This window comes from Streptomyces sp. NBC_01352, from assembly GCF_036237295.1.
GTDB classification, from domain to species: domain Bacteria; phylum Actinomycetota; class Actinomycetes; order Streptomycetales; family Streptomycetaceae; genus Streptomyces; species Streptomyces plumbiresistens.
The window spans coordinates 6,351,092-6,367,893 of sequence record NZ_CP108354.1; the positions used below are offsets into that span (position 1 = coordinate 6,351,092).

General features: G+C 71.0%; 14 protein-coding genes and 1 tRNA gene. 5 read left to right on the forward strand and 10 right to left on the reverse strand.

Annotated elements, in window-relative coordinates:
- Nucleotides 1-243: 243 nt before the first annotated feature.
- Nucleotides 244-2,985 carry a phosphoenolpyruvate carboxylase gene (gene ppc / locus OG252_RS29670; protein WP_329339934.1) on the forward strand — a complete coding sequence of 914 codons (2,742 nt, stop codon included), beginning with the start codon at nt 244-246 and terminating at the stop codon, nt 2,983-2,985.
- 90 nt (nt 2,986-3,075) lie between these two features.
- Here ppc and OG252_RS29675 read toward each other — a convergent pair whose 3' ends face one another.
- The 8 genes from OG252_RS29675 to OG252_RS29710 all read right to left on the reverse strand — a co-directional run bounded on the left by OG252_RS29675 (nt 3,076) and on the right by OG252_RS29710 (nt 9,014).
- Nucleotides 3,076-3,747 (reverse strand): LPXTG cell wall anchor domain-containing protein, encoded by a 672-nt coding sequence (locus tag OG252_RS29675; protein ID WP_329339936.1) that lies wholly within the window; start codon nt 3,745-3,747, stop codon nt 3,076-3,078.
- 138 nt (nt 3,748-3,885) lie between these two features.
- Nucleotides 3,886-4,389, reverse strand: a complete 504-nt coding sequence (locus tag OG252_RS29680; protein WP_266438371.1) for a hypothetical protein — start codon at nt 4,387-4,389, stop codon at nt 3,886-3,888.
- Nucleotides 4,390-4,441: 52 nt separating this feature from the next.
- Nucleotides 4,442-5,038, reverse strand: a complete 597-nt coding sequence (pth, locus tag OG252_RS29685) for an aminoacyl-tRNA hydrolase (RefSeq protein ID WP_266438374.1) — start codon at nt 5,036-5,038, stop codon at nt 4,442-4,444.
- 75 nt (nt 5,039-5,113) lie between these two features.
- Entirely contained in the window at nt 5,114-5,704 is a 591-nt protein-coding gene (locus OG252_RS29690) for a 50S ribosomal protein L25/general stress protein Ctc (RefSeq protein ID WP_266438376.1), read from the reverse strand.
- A gap of 213 nt (nt 5,705-5,917) precedes the next feature.
- Complete coding sequence (locus tag OG252_RS29695) at nt 5,918-6,898, reverse strand: ribose-phosphate diphosphokinase (RefSeq protein WP_030938877.1); 981 nt, start codon at nt 6,896-6,898, stop codon at nt 5,918-5,920.
- Between the two features lie 136 nt (nt 6,899-7,034).
- Nucleotides 7,035-8,483 carry a bifunctional UDP-N-acetylglucosamine diphosphorylase/glucosamine-1-phosphate N-acetyltransferase GlmU gene (glmU, locus tag OG252_RS29700; protein ID WP_266438381.1) on the reverse strand — a complete coding sequence of 483 codons (1,449 nt, stop codon included), beginning with the start codon at nt 8,481-8,483 and terminating at the stop codon, nt 7,035-7,037.
- Nucleotides 8,484-8,608: 125 nt separating this feature from the next.
- Nucleotides 8,609-8,680 (reverse strand) — tRNA-Gln (locus OG252_RS29705).
- Nucleotides 8,681-8,708: 28 nt separating this feature from the next.
- Nucleotides 8,709-9,014 carry a hypothetical protein gene (locus OG252_RS29710; RefSeq protein WP_266449077.1) on the reverse strand — a complete coding sequence of 102 codons (306 nt, stop codon included), beginning with the start codon at nt 9,012-9,014 and terminating at the stop codon, nt 8,709-8,711.
- Between the two features lie 69 nt (nt 9,015-9,083).
- Here OG252_RS29710 and OG252_RS29715 point away from each other — a divergent pair, with 69 nt between their 5' ends.
- On the forward strand, nt 9,084-10,409 hold the full coding sequence (locus OG252_RS29715) for a sensor histidine kinase (RefSeq protein WP_266438383.1): 1,326 nt from the start codon (nt 9,084-9,086) through the stop codon (nt 10,407-10,409).
- Between the two features lie 29 nt (nt 10,410-10,438).
- Here OG252_RS29715 and OG252_RS29720 read toward each other — a convergent pair whose 3' ends face one another.
- Entirely contained in the window at nt 10,439-10,933 is a 495-nt protein-coding gene (locus OG252_RS29720) for an SUKH-3 domain-containing protein (RefSeq protein ID WP_329339943.1), read from the reverse strand.
- Between the two features lie 107 nt (nt 10,934-11,040).
- On the reverse strand, nt 11,041-11,637 hold the full coding sequence (locus tag OG252_RS29725) for a YwqJ-related putative deaminase (RefSeq protein ID WP_266438388.1): 597 nt from the start codon (nt 11,635-11,637) through the stop codon (nt 11,041-11,043).
- 297 nt (nt 11,638-11,934) lie between these two features.
- Between OG252_RS29725 and OG252_RS29730 the strand changes: the two genes are divergently transcribed.
- The 3 genes from OG252_RS29730 (at nt 11,935) to OG252_RS29740 (ending at nt 16,757) form a co-directional block, all read left to right on the forward strand.
- Entirely contained in the window at nt 11,935-12,924 is a 990-nt protein-coding gene (locus tag OG252_RS29730; RefSeq protein ID WP_266438391.1) for an SMI1/KNR4 family protein, read from the forward strand.
- 8 nt (nt 12,925-12,932) lie between these two features.
- On the forward strand, nt 12,933-15,650 hold the full coding sequence (locus OG252_RS29735; protein WP_329339946.1) for an SUKH-4 family immunity protein: 2,718 nt from the start codon (nt 12,933-12,935) through the stop codon (nt 15,648-15,650).
- A 219-nt stretch (nt 15,651-15,869) separates the two neighbouring features.
- On the forward strand, nt 15,870-16,757 hold the full coding sequence (locus tag OG252_RS29740; protein WP_266438396.1) for a cellulose-binding protein: 888 nt from the start codon (nt 15,870-15,872) through the stop codon (nt 16,755-16,757).
- Nucleotides 16,758-16,802 lie beyond the last annotated feature (45 nt).

Genomic DNA, 16,802 nt, shown 5'->3' on the forward strand with positions numbered 1-16,802 from the left:
GGAACCGCGCCGGACTTCCTACGGTTCCGTAACCTACGGTTTCGTAAGTATGGCAGCGCGTTGCCCTGCGGCAAGAGCCCGAGATTCTGCGCGTCCGCATGGACACCTATCCTTGGATCGGTCGGACAGCGCGGTCCGCACTGATTTCTTCCCGGATGTCCGGCCCGTATGCGGCACACAGCCGCCAGACCGCCATCCGGGTTCCCCTCCGGACGAGCTTCAACACTGCAAGGAGCCGCACCTGTGAGCAGTGCCGACGACCTGACGACGAGCACCATGTCGACCAGCAGCGAGCTGCGCGCCGACATCCGGCGACTGGGGGACCTGCTCGGCGAGACCCTCGTGCGCCAGGAGGGTCCCGAGCTGCTCGAACTGGTCGAGAAGGTCCGCCGCCTCACCCGCGAGGACGGCGAAGCCGCCGCCGAGCTGCTGCGCGGCACCGAACTGCAGACCGCGGCCAAGCTGGTCCGCGCCTTCTCCACCTACTTCCACCTGGCCAACGTCACCGAGCAGGTGCACCGCGGCCGCGAACTGCGCGCCAGGCGCGCAGCCGAGGGCAGCCTCCTCGCCCGTACGGCCGACCGCCTCAAGGACGCCGACCCCGAGCACCTGCGCCAGACGGTCGCCAACCTGAACGTTCGCCCGGTGTTCACGGCCCACCCCACCGAGGCCGCCCGCCGTTCGGTCCTCAACAAGCTCCGGCGCATCGCGGCCCTCCTGGAGGTCCCGGTCATCGAGGCCGACCGCCGCCGCTACGACACCCGCCTGGCCGAGAACATCGACCTCGTATGGCAGACGGACGAGCTGCGCGTCGTACGCCCGGAGCCCGCCGACGAGGCCCGCAACGCCATCTACTACCTGGACGAGCTGCACGCGGGCGCGGTCGGTGACGTCCTGGAGGACCTGACGGCCGAGCTGGAGCGGGTCGGCGTCAAGCTCCCCGACAGCACCCGGCCCCTCACCTTCGGCACCTGGATCGGCGGCGACCGCGACGGCAACCCGAACGTCACCCCCCAGGTCACCTGGGACGTCCTGATCCTCCAGCACGAGCACGGCATCAACGACGCCCTGGAGATGATCGACGAGCTGCGCGGCTTCCTCTCCAACTCCATCCGCTACACCGGCGCCACCGACGAGCTCCTGGACTCCCTCGGCACCGACCTGGAGCGCCTCCCGGAGATCAGCCCCCGCTACAAGCGCCTCAACGCCGAGGAGCCCTACCGCCTCAAGGCCACCTGCATCCGGCAGAAGCTGGAGAACACCAAGACCCGCCTGGCCAAGGGCATCCCGCACGAGCCGGGCCGCGACTACCTCGGCACCGCCGAGCTGCTGACCGACCTCAAGCTGATCCAGACCTCCCTCAGGGAACACCGCGGCGGCCTCTTCGCCGACGGCCGCATGGACCGTACGATCCGCACGCTCGCCGCGTTCGGCCTCCAGCTCGCCACCATGGACGTACGCGAACACGCGGACGCCCACCACCACGCCCTCGGCCAGCTCTTCGACCGCCTCGGCGAGGAGTCCTGGCGGTACGCCGACATGCCCCGCGAGTACCGGGGCAAGCTGCTCGCGAAGGAGCTGCGCTCCCGCCGCCCGCTCGGCCCCACCCCGGCACCCGTGGACGCGGCCGGCGAGAAGACCCTCGGTGTCTTCCAGACCGTGAAGCGGGCCCTGGAGGTCTTCGGGCCCGAGGTCATCGAGTCGTACATCATCTCGATGTGCCAGGGCGCGGACGACGTGTTCGCGGCGGCCGTACTGGCCCGCGAGGCCGGCCTGCTCGACCTGCACGCCGGCTGGGCGAAGATCGGCATCGTGCCGCTCCTGGAGACCACCGACGAGCTCAAGGCCGCCGACACCATCCTGGAGGACATGCTCTCCGACCCGTCCTACCGGCGCCTGGTCGCGCTGCGCGGCGACGTCCAGGAGGTCATGCTCGGCTACTCCGACTCCTCGAAGTTCGGCGGCATCACCACCTCGCAGTGGGAGATCCACCGCGCCCAGCGGCGCCTGCGCGACGTGGCACACCGGTACGGGGTGCGCCTCAGGCTCTTCCACGGCCGCGGCGGCACCGTCGGCCGCGGCGGCGGCCCCTCGCACGACGCGATCCTCGCCCAGCCCTGGGGCACCCTGGAGGGCGAGATCAAGGTGACCGAGCAGGGCGAGGTCATCTCCGACAAGTACCTCGTGCCGTCCCTGGCCCGGGAGAACCTGGAGCTGACCGTCGCGGCCACCCTCCAGGCCTCCGCCCTGCACACCGCGCCCCGCCAGTCCGACGACGCCCTGGCCCGCTGGGACGCGGCCATGGACCTGGTGTCGGACGCCGCCCACTCCGCCTACCGCAGGCTCGTCGAGGACCCCGACCTGCCCGCGTACTTCTTCAAGGCCACCCCGGTCGACCAGCTCGCCGACCTGCACCTGGGATCGAGGCCTTCCCGCAGGCCCGACTCCGGCGCGGGCCTCGACGGACTGCGGGCCATCCCGTGGGTCTTCGGCTGGACCCAGTCCCGGCAGATCGTGCCCGGCTGGTTCGGCGTCGGCTCCGGCCTGAAGGCGCTGCGCGAGGCCGGCCTGGACACCGTGCTCGACGAGATGCACGAGCAGTGGCACTTCTTCCGCAACTTCGTCTCCAACGTCGAGATGACGCTGGCCAAGACGGACCTCAGGATCGCCGCCCACTACGTCGACACACTCGTCCCGGACGACCTGAAGCACGTCTTCGAGACGATCAGGGCCGAGCACGAACTGACCGTGCGCGAGGTGCTGAAGGTGACGGGCGAGAAGGAACTCCTCGACGCCACCCCGGTGCTGAAGCAGACCTTCACCATCCGCGACGCCTACCTGGACCCGATCTCCTACCTCCAGGTCACCCTCCTCAAGCGCCAGCGCGACGCGGCAGCCGCGGGCGAGCAGCCCGACCCGCTGCTGTCCCGGGCCCTGCTGCTGACGGTCAACGGCGTGGCGGCGGGCCTGCGCAACACCGGCTGACGGCCCTTCGGGCATAGATCGGACGCAAAGGTGCCCCCGAGCCTCGTACAGGAGACTCGGGGGCACCTTTGTGCGTGTTCGTACGTGTGATCAGGCCTTACGGCGACGGACCACCAGGTAACCGCCCGCGGCGACCAGCGCGGCCGCGAGCCCGGACAGCAGGCCCACCGGGGCGCCGCTGCCGGTCTCGGCGAGGTCCCCGCCGGTGCCGCCCTGCGGGGACGGGGAGGCGGCCGGGCTGCCGGAGGCGGCCGGAGAAGCCGCATCCGAAGCAGGCGCGGACGCGGACGTGGACGGAGAGACGGATGCCGACGCGCTCGGCGTCGAGGTCGTCCCGCCGCCCGGCTCGCCCTCGTCCTCGCAGTCCGTCCAGAACACCTTGTGCTTGGCGGCGCCGTTCTCGCCGTCGAAGTTCCAGAACAGCTTGTAGTGCCCGTCGGGCAGCGACAGGTCGTCCGTGCGGCCGTGGCCGTCGGCGTCGAGGGTGATCTCGCCGGACTTCACCGTCTCGCCCTTGACGTCGGCGGTCGGGGCCCAGGCCTCGATGTGCCAGTCGACCTCCTGGGCGGCGTCGAAACCGAAGGCGTCGAGGTAGAAGGTGCAGACGTGGGGCTCGTTCTTGCGGAGCTCCTCGCCGGTGGTGGCGTCGTGGATCTTCACGGTGCCGTTGTCGCCCGGAGCGGTGGCGTGCGCGAGGGGAGCGGCCAGGAAGGCCGCCGCTGCGACGGCGGACAGGACGCCGGCGCGAGAGAGGGTACGCATGGGTCAGTAGTCCATCTTCGAGAAGCGAACGGGAAGATGTGGAGGGGGCGGCTCAGCATCCAGCCGGGACTGACCGCAGGTCAATCACGAACAGGAAACACTCGACTCCTCCACAGGACCTGAGAACGCAAAAACCCCTCAGATCGTCACGAACACCGCTGTCAGCAGCGCGATCCCCGACCCCGCCATCACCCACGCGACCCGCGTCCGCCGCAGCCCGCCCGCCACCACCACCGACGCGAGCAGCAGCGCGCCGCCCATCGGCACCCACGAGTAGAGGATCCCGGCGGGACCCGACCGGACCACGTCGTCACTGCCGGGCTTCACGACCACGTCGTACGTCCGCCCCTTGCGCACGGCCACCGTGTGCTCGATGACGACGCTCTTGCGCGCCGTCGAACCGGTCGACATCGGCGTGTACGGCCCCGTACAGGTCTCGGCACCGCACCGCGTCACCTCGACCGTGCCGCGCTCCCGGCCCTTGGTGAGCATCACGTGCTGGGCGGTGCCCCAGGACCCCCACACGCCCGCGATCAGGATCAGCGCCGCGACCGTGGCCATCGCCGCGAGGCGACCGAAGCGCAACGCGACGAGCGAGGCCTGACGGGAACTGGTGGGTGTGGCAGGCATGGCGGGGATCATTGGCCATGCCTGGACGGGCAGTCAAACTCGGCCGGGTCCGCCGACCGACAAGTCAGGAGTTGTACGTGCTTTGCGCCCGCTCCAGCCCCTCGATCACCAGGCACTCCACGGCATCGGCGGCCCGGTCCACGAAGTAGTCCAGCTCCTTGCGCTCCGCCGACGAGAAGTCCTTCAGCACGAAGTCCGCGACCTGCATACGCCCCGGAGGCCGCCCGATCCCGAACCGCACCCGGTGATACTCCGGACCCATCACCTTCGTCATCGACTTCAGCCCGTTGTGCCCGTTGTCCCCGCCGCCGAGCTTCAGCCGGAGGACCCCGTAGTCGATGTCCAACTCGTCATGAATGGCCACGATGTTCGCCACGGGCACCTTGTAGAAGTCCTTGAGCGCGTTCACCGGCCCGCCCGACAGGTTCATGTACGACATCGGCTTTGCCAGCACCACCCGCCGGTTCCCCGGCCCGGGCGGCCCGATCCGCCCCTCCACGACCTGCGCCTGCGCCTTGCCGGCCCGCTTGAACCTGCCCCCGATCCGCTCCGCGAGCAGATCGGCGACCATGAAGCCGACGTTGTGCCGGTTGGCCGCGTACTCGGGGCCGGGGTTGCCGAGGCCGACGATCAGCCAGGGGGCGCCTGCATCGGTCGTCACGTGCGTGTCTCCTTGATACGCGCCAGCCGCCGTTCCCCGAGGGAACAGCGGCTGACGGAACGACGAAGGTGAGGATCAGGCCTCGGCGGACTCTTCGCCCTCGGTGTCCGCGGCGGCCTCCTCGGCCTGCGCGGCCAGGACCTGCAGGACGACGGTGTCACCGTCGACGCCCAGCTTGGTGCCAGACGGCAGCGGGATGTCCTTGGCGAGGATGGAGTCACCGGCCGACAGACCCGCGATGGAGACCGTGACGGACTCGGGGATGTGCGTGGCCTCGGCCTCGACCGGAAGCGCGTTCAGGACGTGCTCCACCAGGAAGGCACCGGGGGCCAGGTCACCCTCGGTGTGCACGTAGATCTCGACGTTGACCTTCTCGCCGCGCGTGACCAGCTGAAGGTCGACGTGCTCCAGGAAGCCCTTGATCGGGTCACGCTGCACGGACTTCGGGATCGCCAGCTCGTTGCTCTTGCCGTCGATGTCCAGGGAGATCAGGACGTTCGGCGTACGCAGCGCGAGCAGCAGCTCGTGGCCCGGAAGGGAGAGGTGGATCGGGTCGGAACCGTGACCGTAGAGAACACCGGGAACCTTGTTGTCACGGCGGATACGACGGGCGGCACCCTTGCCGAACTCCGTACGGGTCGACGCGGCGAGCTTGACCTCGGACATGTGGATCACTCCTCGTAGAAACAGCGACGGACGTGGTCACCCGGCCACGAACGGCCTGCTACGAAGAGCGCGTCGATAACGGACAGCCGATCCACCGTCGTACAAGTAACAAGTACAGACGGAGAACGGCCTCCCTCGCCGAGCAACTTCAGCAGTCTACTCGGAGGGGGAGGCCGCACCCAAAAGGATCTTCCGCGAGGAACAGAGGAACCCTTACTGCTCGTCGAACAGGCTCGTCACCGAACCGTCCTCGAACACCTCACGCACCGCACTCGCGATCGTCGGCGCGATCGACAGCACCTTGATCTTGTCCAGGTCCGCGCCCAGCTCACCCGGCGTCGGCAGCGTGTCCGTGAAGATGAACTCGCTCACCCGCGAGTTCTTCAACCGGTCCGCCGCCGGACCCGACAGCACACCGTGCGTCGCCGTCACGATGACGTCCTCCGCGCCGTGCGCGAACAGGGCGTCCGCCGCCGCGCAGATGGTGCCACCGGTGTCGATCATGTCGTCGACCAGCACACACACCCGGCCCTTGACCTCACCCACGACCTCGTGGACGGTCACCTGGTTCGCCACGTCCTTGTCACGCCGCTTGTGCACGATGGCCAGCGGCGCACCCAGCCGGTCGCACCAGCGGTCGGCGACACGCACCCGGCCGGCGTCCGGAGACACGACCGTCAGCTTGTCCTTGTCGACCTTCTTGCCCACGTAGTCCGCGAGCAGGGGAAGGGCGAACAGATGGTCCACCGGGCCGTCGAAGAAGCCCTGGATCTGGTCCGTGTGCAGATCCACGGTCAGGATGCGGTGGGCACCGGCCGTCTTCATCAGGTCCGCGATCAGACGCGCCGAGATGGGTTCACGCCCACGGTGCTTCTTGTCCTGCCGCGCGTAACCGTAGAACGGCACGATGACGGTGATGGAGCGGGCCGAGGCACGCTTCAGCGCGTCGATCATGATCAACTGCTCCATGATCCACTGGTTGATCGGAGCCGTGTGGCTCTGGATCACAAAGCAGTCCGCACCGCGCGCCGACTCCTGATAACGGACGTAGATCTCCCCGTTCGCGAAGTCGAAGGCCTTCGTCGGGACAACCCCGACACCCAGCTGCTGGGCGACCTCCTCGGCAAGCTCGGGGTGGGCGCGGCCGGAGAAGAACATCATCTTCTTCTCGCCGGTCGTCTTGATCCCGGTCACAGCACTGTCTCCTCAGAGGTGTCTCAACTGGGTGCCGACAGACCGTCTCAGCTGGCTGCGAGAGGCCGTCTCGGCTGGTGGGGCGTGCGGATGTGCACTTATCACGGTACGCCGTGTTTGACGCAGCCGTTTCCGGTCAGCCTTCGCTCTCCCCCTGCCGGGAGGCCTCCTCGGCCGCCTTCGCGGCCGCGCTCCCCGGACGCTTACGAGCCACCCAACCCTCGATATTCCGCTGCTGACCGCGGGCCACGGCCAACGAACCGGGCGGCACATCCTTCGTGATCACGGACCCGGCGGCGGTGTACGCACCGTCCCCGACCGTGACAGGCGCCACAAACATGTTGTCCGAACCGGTGCGACAGTGCGACCCCACGGTGGTGTGGTGCTTGTCCTGCCCGTCGTAGTTCACGAAGACGCTGGCGGCACCGATGTTGGTGTACTCACCGATCGTCGCGTCACCGACATAGGACAGGTGCGGAACCTTCGTCCCCTCGCCGATCGAGGCGTTCTTGGTCTCCACGTACGTACCCACCTTGGCCTTCAGCCCAAGACGCGTACCCGGCCGCAGATAGGCGTACGGCCCCACCGTCGCCTGCGGCCCGACCTCGGCCCCGTCCGCAACCGTGTTGTCGACGCGCGCCCCCGCGCCCACCCGCGTGTCCGTCAGCCGGCAGTTGGGCCCGACCTCGGCACCCTCGCCGAGGTGCGTCGAGCCGTGCAGCTGCGTCCCCGGATGCACGACGGCGTCCTGCTCGAAGGTGACGTCGACATCGACCCAGGTCGTGGCCGGATCGATGACGCTCACGCCGGCGAGCATCGCGCGGTTCAGCAACCGGTCGTTGAGAATCCGCCGCGCCTCGGAGAGCTGTACCCGGTTGTTGATCCCGGCGATCTCACGGTGGTCACCGGCGACGGAGGCGCCCACCCGGTGCCCCGCCTCACGCAGGATCCCGAGGACGTCGGTCAGGTACTCCTCGCCCTGCGAGTTGTCCGTACGCACCTTGCCGAGAGCGTCGGCGAGGAGCTGCCCGTCGAAGGCGAACACCCCGGAGTTGATCTCCCGAATGGCCCGCTGCGTCTCACTGGCGTCCTTGTGCTCGACGATGGCGGTGACGGCCCCGGACACCTCGTCGCGCACGATACGGCCGTAACCCGTCGCGTCCGGAACCGCGGCGGTCAGCACGGTGACCGCGTTGCCGTCGGCGGAGTGCGTGGCGGCGAGGGCCTGGAGGGTCTCACCGGTGAGCAGCGGAGTATCCCCGCATACGACGACCACGGTCCCGTCGACGGACCCGCCGAGCTCCTCCAGCGCCATCCGTACGGCGTGCCCCGTGCCGTTCTGCTCCGCCTGGACCGCGGTACGTACGTCGGCGTCGATCTCGGCGAGATGCGGGGTGACCTTCTCGCGGGCGTGGCCGACGACCACGACGAGGTTCTCGGGCTGCAACTCACGCGCGGCGGCAAGCACATGTCCCACGAGGGACCGGCCACAGATCTCGTGCAGAACCTTGGGTGTGGCCGACTTCATACGGGTGCCCTCACCCGCTGCGAGAACGACGACGGCTGCCGGGCGAATGGCGCTCACGGAGTTGCCCTTCGGCTGTGGAGGGGGAGGGTCGGACATCCGCAGGATACCGGGGCGTTTCGTGGGGGACATGAGAGTGGGCCCTGACAGTGCTGTCACTGGTCAGGGCCCGAAACGAGCATGTGCTCCCCCGCCAGGACTCGAACCCGGACAGATGGCACCAAAAGCCACAGTGCTGCCAATTACACCACGGGGGATGGAACTCGGCTAAAACCGGACATACGGCTAGATCGCCGAGGTGGCACCCAACACTATGCCGTACCAAGCGCCTTCCGTGCGACGGTACAACTCGGCGCTCTTCCTGACGTAAACGATCAGGCAGTCGCGGTATGCCTCCGAGGTGTTCTTCCGGAAGCCGACCGCTTGCTCGGCGGCGGCCTTCGTGTGTCGGCGCTCCTCCTTGTTCGGCGTATTTGCCCTGTGGATGTGCCAAGGGCATACCGTCCGGGCGGAATCCGATCTTCCGGGGTCGAACGGTGAGCGATTCAGCAGTTCGAGGGATATCGGGCGGATTCGTCGCCGTTCGGTCACGGACTGTGGTGTAGGCCAGTCACGGAAACTCGCCGGAAAAGGGGCACCCGGCGCCCGTAGGCTGGAGGCATGACCACGACGGGGGAAGACCACACGACGGCCTTGGGAGGGCCGTGGTGGTGGGTCAGGCGGCGCAGTGCGGTGCTGGACGTGAGTCTGGCCGTGGTGTCCGCGGTGGAGTGTGCGGTGGAGGGGTATCCGTTCGCGCGGGACGCGGGGATTCCGGTCGCCGCGGGGATCGTGTTCGGACTGTTGGCCGGCTCGGTGCTGGTGTTGCGGCGGCGGTGGCCGATCGCTGTGGTGCTCGTGTCGATCGCGATCACGCCCGCCCAGATGGGCTTCCTGATGGGCATCGTCGGCCTGTACACGCTGGCGGCGTCCGAGTTGCCGAGGCGGATCATCGGTTCGCTGGCGGGGATGCAGCTGGTGGGGACGTTGATCGTGACGTTCGTGCGGGTGCGGCAGGACATGGTGCGGGGGGACCTGACGCTGGGGGACTGGTTCCTCCCGTTCGCGGCGATCACCGCGTCCTTGGGGCTGACCGCGCCGCCGTTGCTGTTCGGGATGTACGTGGGGGCGCGGCGGCGGCTGATGGAGAGCCTGCGGGAGCGGGCGGACAGTCTGGAGCGGGAGCTGCAGTTGCTGGCCGAGCGGGCCGAGGAGCGGGCCGAGTGGGCGCGGAACGAGGAGCGGACGCGGATCGCGCGGGAGATGCACGATGTGGTGGCGCACCGGGTGAGCCTGATGGTCGTGCATGCGGCCGCGCTGCAGGCCGTTGCTCGGAAGGACCCCGAGAAGGCTGTGAAGAATGCCGCGCTTGTGGGGGACATGGGGCGGCAGGCGTTGACCGAGTTGCGGGAGATGCTCGGGGTGTTGCGGACCGGGGACGGCAGAGCGGCCGCCGCGCGGCGCGACGAGGTGCCGTTGGCGGCGGTGGGGGCGGCCGCGGCGGTGGCGGCTTCCCGGGTCGCCGAGGACGAGGGTGCGGGCGACGGGCCCGGGCCCTCGCTGTCCGATCTGGATGTGCTGGTGGGGCAGTCGGCGGCCGCGGGGATGGTGGTCGACCTGTCGGTGGAGGGGGAGACACGGCCGTATGCCTCGGACATCGAGCAGACGGCGTTCCGGGTGGTGCAGGAGGCGTTGACGAACGTCCACAAGCACGCGGCGGGGGCGAAGACGTACGTACGGCTCGCGCATCGGGTGTCGGAGATCGCGATGCAGGTGGAGAACGAGCCGCCGCCGGAGGTGGCGTCGGAGTCGTCGGCGCGGTTGCCGTCCGGTGGCAACGGGCTGGTGGGCATGCGGGAGCGGGTCGTGGCGCTGGGCGGGGTGTTCGTGTCGGGGCCGACGGACGCGGGGGGTTTTCGGGTGTCGGCGGTGATTCCGGCCTCGTAGGGGCGCGTAGGGCGATCGCTCGGGAGGCGTCAGTCTGCCGTCAGGCGGGTCGGTTCGATGCCGGAGACGAGGGCGGCGAGGGCCTGGTCGAGGTCGGGGCCGAGGTACCAGTCGCCGGTGTGGTCGAGGGCGTAGACGCGGCCCTCGGTGTCGATGGCGAGGATGGCCTGGGTGTCGGTCTCGGCGCCGAGCGGGCAGACCTCGGTGTCCAGGGCGCGGCCGAGGTCGCCGAGGGTGCGGGCCATGTGGAGGCCGTGCAGCGGGTCGAGGTGGACGGCGGCGGGGGCGATCTGGCGGCCGGGGCCGGTGGGTGTGAGGTGGAGTCCGCCGAATTCGGCCCAGGCCTCGACGGCGGCGGGGAAGACGGCGTGCCGGTGTCCGGCGGGTGAGGCGTGGTCGCGCAGGGCGTCGGCCCAGATCTCGGCCTGCTTTATGTCCCAGCGCCCCGGCTGCCAGCCGGCGGCGCGCAGGGTGGCGTCGACGGGGACGGGGAAGCGTGTGGTGGAGGTGCGGTCGGGGTGCATCTTCCCTTGGTTCGTCGAGATCGTCGTGGTGCGTCCTGCTGATGTACGTGGGGCGTGCCCGAGGGATTCAGTCGGATCCGGTCGGATTCGGCCGGAGCCGGTCGGGCTCAGTCGTCCGTGGTCGTGGAGTCGACCACGCGGACGCCGAAGTGGGCGCTGAGGGCCGCGCAGGCGCGGCAGGGGGCGGCGAAGCTGCCGTGGAGGGGGTCGCCGTCCTCGCGGATGCGTCTGGTGGTGAGTTTGGCCTGCTTGAGGGCCTTGCGGGCCTCGCCGTTGGTCATCGGTCTGCGGGCGGCGCGTCTGGTGCGGGCGGCGTCGATGGCCGTGATGTGGCGTGAGATGAGCATGACTTCGGCGCAGCGTCCGGTGAAGCGGTCGCGTCGGTCGCTGGGGAGGGTGTCGAGGAAGTCCTGCACGAGAGGGTGCAGGGCGGGCGGCTGGTCGCCGCGGGCGGCGGTGCCGGTGAGGGTGGCGCCGCGTACGGAGAGGGCGGCGGCGACGGTGGGGAGTATGCCGTCGCGGCGGTGGCGCAGGGTGGGGGCGTGCGGGGTCTCGGTGCTGCTCCAGCCGACGCGGGGGTCGCCGGAGGCGCCGGTGTGCGGGCCTGCGTGCGGTGTCGTCTGCCGGGCCGTCCGGGGGTCGCCGGACGTGCCTGGTCGCGGTCCTGCGTGTGGTCCCGTCTGCGTCGCGTTCATGATCGTCATCCCCTCCCGAGCATCCCCCGGACGACACAGAGTGCCAAACGGCGTGGCTGGTGCGGAAGCTGGGGCGGTGCGACACGCCCGGGTTTGGGCAGGCAGTCACGAGGGGGTGACGGCTGGTCACGGAAGCGGAGGGGTGCTGACCGGTGCCCGGTGACCGGTCTTGTCGTACCGCATAGGCTGTCCGCACCGCGATCCACGCGGTCGACGCGTGGAGTCGGACGAGACAGTCGATACGGTGCGTAGTGGCCGAAGGGGGTCGCTGCGGGTCGTACCAGAGTGCCGCAGGGGGCAACCGCCATGACGACAGGTCGGCTCGGGCAGCAAGCCGCGCCGCCGAACGCGGCCTACGCCGGGCAGGTCGTGCATTTCCCGGATCCGGTCCGGGCGGCCCGTCACCCGAGAGGGGTGCGGGTGGACGAGCACGGCTTCCCCGTCTTCTCGCCCTACGCGCGTGCGGTCGCGGAGATCGCGGATCCGCCGGAGGGTTTCGGCGTCGACGAGTTGCGGCTGACGGACTACGTGTCGGCGAACGCGGCCCTGGCGGCTTCGGGGCACGAGTTGTGGGACACGGTGCCCGCGGTGGCGACTCCGCACGGCTGGACGTGGCATCACGCGGCGGGTTCGCGACGGCTGGAACTGGTGCCGGTCGACGTGAAGGCGCTGCTGCGGCATCACGGCGGCATCGCGACGGCGGCGGTGGACCAGAACAAGAGGGGCACGCGGCCGCTCCAGGAGACGCGTCCCGCGCACTTCGGGCTGCCGAAGTCGGGTGTGGCGGTGACCGAGTCGCAGGTGCTGGGCGTCGAGGAGGACCTCGGGTACCGGCTGCCGGGTGCGTACCGGTCGTTCCTGAAGGCGGCGGGCGGGTGCGCGCCGGTGGGCACCGCCCTGGACGCCGAGTTGGGCCTGCTGATCGACCAGCCGTTCTTCACGGTGCGGGACGAGGCGGCGGTCAACGACCTCGTGTACGTCAACAAGTGCCTGCGGGACCATCTGACCAAGGACTACCTGGGAGTCGGATTCGTCCAGGGCGGGTTGCTGGCCGTGAAGGTGAAGGGCGAGCGGGCCGGTTCGGTGTGGTTCTGCGCGTACGACGACGCGCGGGACGTCGATCCGTCGTGGGCGCCGGCCGAGCGCGTGGAGCGGTTGCTGCTGCCGTGCGGTGAGGACTTCGACGCGTTCCTGTCGCGGCTCGCGGGCAGTCCGCCGGAGTTGGAGACGGTGGCGAACCTGATGGTGGACGGCGGGTTCGCGCGGTCCGTGCCCGTCTCGTCGGTGGGGGAGTGAGCGGAACGATGGTGACCTTTGCGCAGGCGCAGGAGCGCGCCGAAGAGTGGATCAACGGGGATGTGCCGTCGTACCAGCATCGTGAGGTGCGGGTACGGGAGTTCGACCTCGGGTTCGTGATGTGGGCCGAGGACCGTGCGGACGGGCCGCGTTCGGACGGCGGCGGTCAGCGGCTGGTCATCGCCCGGGACAGCGGGGAGGCCACGCTGTGGCCCTCGCTGCCGGTGGGCGAGGTGATCCGCCGGTACGAGGAGGAGTACGGCCGTGCCGATGCCGTCGCCGACGCGGTGCCGGCGCCTGCGGCCCGGGTGGACCTGAACCAGACGTCGTTCCTGTTGACGCCGCCGGAGTGGTTGCAGGAGGCGGCGGACAAGTTGGGGATTCCGGATCGGCGGGCGTCCGCGGGTTCGGGTGGCGGTGTGGCTGGTGGTGCTGGTGCTGGTGCGGAGGCTCGGGCCGGGGAGGCGCTTCCTCAGACGCAGGCCGGGCCTTCCGGTGTGCCCGCCGGGGCGACGCCGTGGGCCGGGACCGACACCAACGCGGATGCCGGCGAGGACCGTTCCGTTCCACTGCCCGCGACGGTGTTCGCGCCGCCGCTGAGCGGTGCCGACGACGAGGACGCGCCGCCGGACGCCAAGACGGCGCTGATGTCCGGTGGCAGCGGGCTCCCGCCGACGGCGCTCGCTCCGGCGGTCGACGAGCCGAACGCGCCGGGTGGGCACGGCGGGCCTGGCGGCCAGGGCGGTACGCCGGCGCCCGGGACTCCGGGTGCGCCTTCGTCGTACGGGTATCCGCAGGGGCCGGGTGTGCCGGGTACGCCGCCTCCGGGTGCTCCGGTGCCGGGGGCTCCGGTGCCTGGGGCGACGCCTCCGCCTCCGCCCTCGACGTACGGGTATCCGCAGGGCCCGGGTGTGCCGGGTACGCCGCCTCCGGGTGCTCCGGTGCCAGGAGCTCCGGTGCCGGGGGCTCCGGTGCCTGGGGCGACGCCCCCGCCCCCGCCTCCGCCGGGTGCGCCTCAGCCTCCCGTCGCCGGGCCCGGTGCTCCGGGCGGGCGGTCGCTCGCGCCGAACGCCGGGGACATCGCCGACGCGGCGACGAGCAAGGCGGGGCCTCCGCCGCGTCGTGCCGGGGCGAACCCGCCGCCTCCGCCGGGTGCCCCGGGGACGCCGGGGGCGCGTCCCGGCAGCACGCCCCCGCCGAGTGGTCCCGGTGCGCCGGCGGCCGGCGGGTACGTGCCGACTCAGATGGTGTCGGCGCTCGGCCCCGACGGCCCCGAGGGTCCCGGAGGGCCTGCCCCGCAGGCTCCCCCCGGTACGCCTCCGGGCGAGGTCCACCATGCCCCCACGATGTTTGCCGATCCGGGACGGTTGGGCCCCGGTGGTGGCGGGCCGCAGCCGCCGGGAGCTCCTGGTGCGCCGGGTACTCCTGGTGCGCCCAAGCCGCCCGGCGCTCCGGGCACGCCTGGCGCGCCGCAGCCTCCGGGCGCCCCCGGTGCCCCTGGTGCGCCCGGCGCGCGGGGTGCCGTACACCACGCGGAGACCATGCTGGCCGGGCCCCCGATGGGCACCCCCGGCGCGCCTCCTCCGCCGCAAGCCCCGGGCGTACCCGGCGTCCCGGGTGCCCCTCAGTCGATGCCCCCCGGTGCCATGCCGCCTCCCGGGGCGATGCCGCCTCCGGGCGCCGTGCCGCCGCCGCCCGGGCAGCCCATGCCGGGGCAGCCGTCGGCGTACGGATATCCGCAGCAGCAGGGGCAGCCGACGGTCGGGCCCGGGTATCAGGCCGTACTGCGGTACCGCGCGCAGGACGGGTCGGAGCAGCAGTTGATCCGGCGTTCGGCGCCGGGGACGCCACATCCGGAGTGGCAGATCTTCCACGAGCTGCGGGCGATGAACGTGCCGCCGGACCAGGTGCTGGAGCTGCACACGGAGTTGGAGTCCTGCGAGCTGCCGGGTGCGTACTGTGCGCGGATGATCCGGGAGCAGTGGCCGCAGGCGAGGATCGCGAGCATCGCCCCGTACGGCACGGATCACGCGAGCCGACAGCAGGGCATGCAGCAACTCCTCGAGCACCAGGGCGAGTTGCACCAGGTCGCCGACGGGCCCGCCCGCCCGGCCCCGGTGCGGGTGCCGGTTCCGCAGGTGCCGCCCGCGCCGCCGATTCCGCCGGAGGGCGTGGCGCAGGAGGTGGCGGGGGCGTTCGGGCCGGGGGTCTTCCGGTTCGAGCAGGCCGCCGTCTCGCGGCAGGGCGTGCCGCCGGTGGTGGCGCACTCGCTGGTGGTCGCGGGGCTGCCGATGGACATGGGGCCGTTCTTCTGGGCGCAGGCCCAGCCGGGGCGGCCGGTGCCGACGCTGGCGGAACTGGCGGCCGAGCGCGGGGTGCAGCCGGCCTCGGACGCGGGCTCGTACCTCGTGATGGGCAGCGACTTCGGCCGGGCGGTCTGCGTGCAGTACGGCACGGCGAACATCGTGGCGGTACCCGTGGAGGCGGGGCCGGGCGGTGCGCCCGTGCCGCCGCAGTTCGTGAACACGGGGCTGCCCGAGTTCCAGCGGTGTCTGGCGCTGCTCGGCCGGATGTGGCGGCTCAGGTTCGGGCTGAACCAGGAGCAGGCGGGACGCTGGACCGTCGACTTCCAGGCCCAGTTGGCCGCACTCGACCCGGCGGCGCTCGGTTCGCCGGAGAGCTGGTGGTCGGTGCTGCTGGAGCAGATGTGGGACGGGCTGCTGTGAGGCACCCCAGCTGAGACACGCTGCACGGAAGGGGCCGGACCCGATCGTCTGATCGGGTCCGGCCCTTTTGTGCATGTACCTGCGTAGCTGTGTACCTGTGATGACCGTAACCGGAGCGCGGAGTGTCGCGTTATGAACCATTCCGTCCGATACATCAAGATGTCCGCGAAATCATTATTTCGCATCCATTCGTGTCGGTTCGACGGAGAGGGTTCCAGGATGAGCGGCGCATCGGTCTCACCCCATGGATTCGTGGCCGTACGGGGGCGCGGCTACCGCCCCGAACAGGTCGAGGCGTACGCCGGTGCCCTCTCCCGGGACCGCGACGCCGCCTGGGAGCGCGCCGCCCGTCTCACCGTGCTCGCCAAGGAGATGGAGGCGGAGGCGGCGCTGATGCGGGAGACCGTGGCGACGCTCGTCCCGCAGACGTACGAGGCGCTCGGGGAGCGTGCGCGCCGGCTCTTCGAGCTGGGGCAGGAGGAGGCGCAGGCCGTACGGGAGAGCGCGCGGCAGGAGGCGCAGCGCCTGGTCGAGGAGGCGCGGGAGCGTGCGGACGGCGTGCGCGAGGCCGCACAGGCGCACGCCGACGCCGTACGCGCCGAGGCCGACGAACGCGCCCGGCACCGCCTGCTCGCGGCGCGCGCCGAGGCCGACGAGATCCGTATCGGCGCCCGGCGCGCGGTGAAGGAGGGGCGCGGGGAGGCGCTCGCGGCGTTGCGCGAGGTGCGGCAGCGCACCACCGGCATGCTCGGCGAGCAGGCCAAGGAGCACGCCGAACGGTGGGCCGAGGCCGAGCGGGAGGCGGAGGAGCGGGCGGCCGCGCTGGACGCGCACAACGCCGAGCGGGTGGCGCGGGCCGAAGCGGCGTTGTCGGAGGCGAAGCAGGCGTTCGCCGAGGCGGAGGCGTCCGTGAGCCGTCGGCAGGAGGAGGCACGAACGCGGGCGGCCGCCGTGCTCGCGGAGGCGCGTGCGTGGGAGGAGCGCATCGCCCGGGAGACGGAGCGGGTGCTACGGGAGCACGGGGAGCGGTGGGACGACGTACGGGCACAGATGGATCACGTACGGAACAGCTTGACGGCGCTCACGGGGCGGGCGGCGATGGAGTGACGTCGGCGGATCCGGCGGTACCGGCGGATCCGGCGGTACCGGGCC

Excerpts from the sequence above, each read along its gene's own strand:
- OG252_RS29675 (WP_329339936.1), bottom strand. The coding sequence starts at position 3,747 with ATGCGTACCCTCTCTCGCGCCGGCGTCCTGTCCGCCGTCGCAGCGGCG.
- OG252_RS29680 (WP_266438371.1), bottom strand. The coding sequence starts at position 4,389 with ATGATCCCCGCCATGCCTGCCACACCCACCAGTTCCCGTCAGGCCTCG.
- OG252_RS29690 (WP_266438376.1), bottom strand. The coding sequence starts at position 5,704 with ATGTCCGAGGTCAAGCTCGCCGCGTCGACCCGTACGGAGTTCGGCAAG.
- OG252_RS29715 (WP_266438383.1), top strand. The coding sequence starts at position 9,084 with ATGACCACGACGGGGGAAGACCACACGACGGCCTTGGGAGGGCCGTGG.
- OG252_RS29720 (WP_329339943.1), bottom strand. The coding sequence starts at position 10,933 with ATGCACCCCGACCGCACCTCCACCACACGCTTCCCCGTCCCCGTCGAC.
- OG252_RS29725 (WP_266438388.1), bottom strand. The coding sequence starts at position 11,637 with ATGACGATCATGAACGCGACGCAGACGGGACCACACGCAGGACCGCGA.
- OG252_RS29730 (WP_266438391.1), top strand. The coding sequence starts at position 11,935 with ATGACGACAGGTCGGCTCGGGCAGCAAGCCGCGCCGCCGAACGCGGCC.
- OG252_RS29735 (WP_329339946.1), top strand. The coding sequence starts at position 12,933 with ATGGTGACCTTTGCGCAGGCGCAGGAGCGCGCCGAAGAGTGGATCAAC.
- OG252_RS29740 (WP_266438396.1), top strand. The coding sequence starts at position 15,870 with ATGAGCGGCGCATCGGTCTCACCCCATGGATTCGTGGCCGTACGGGGG.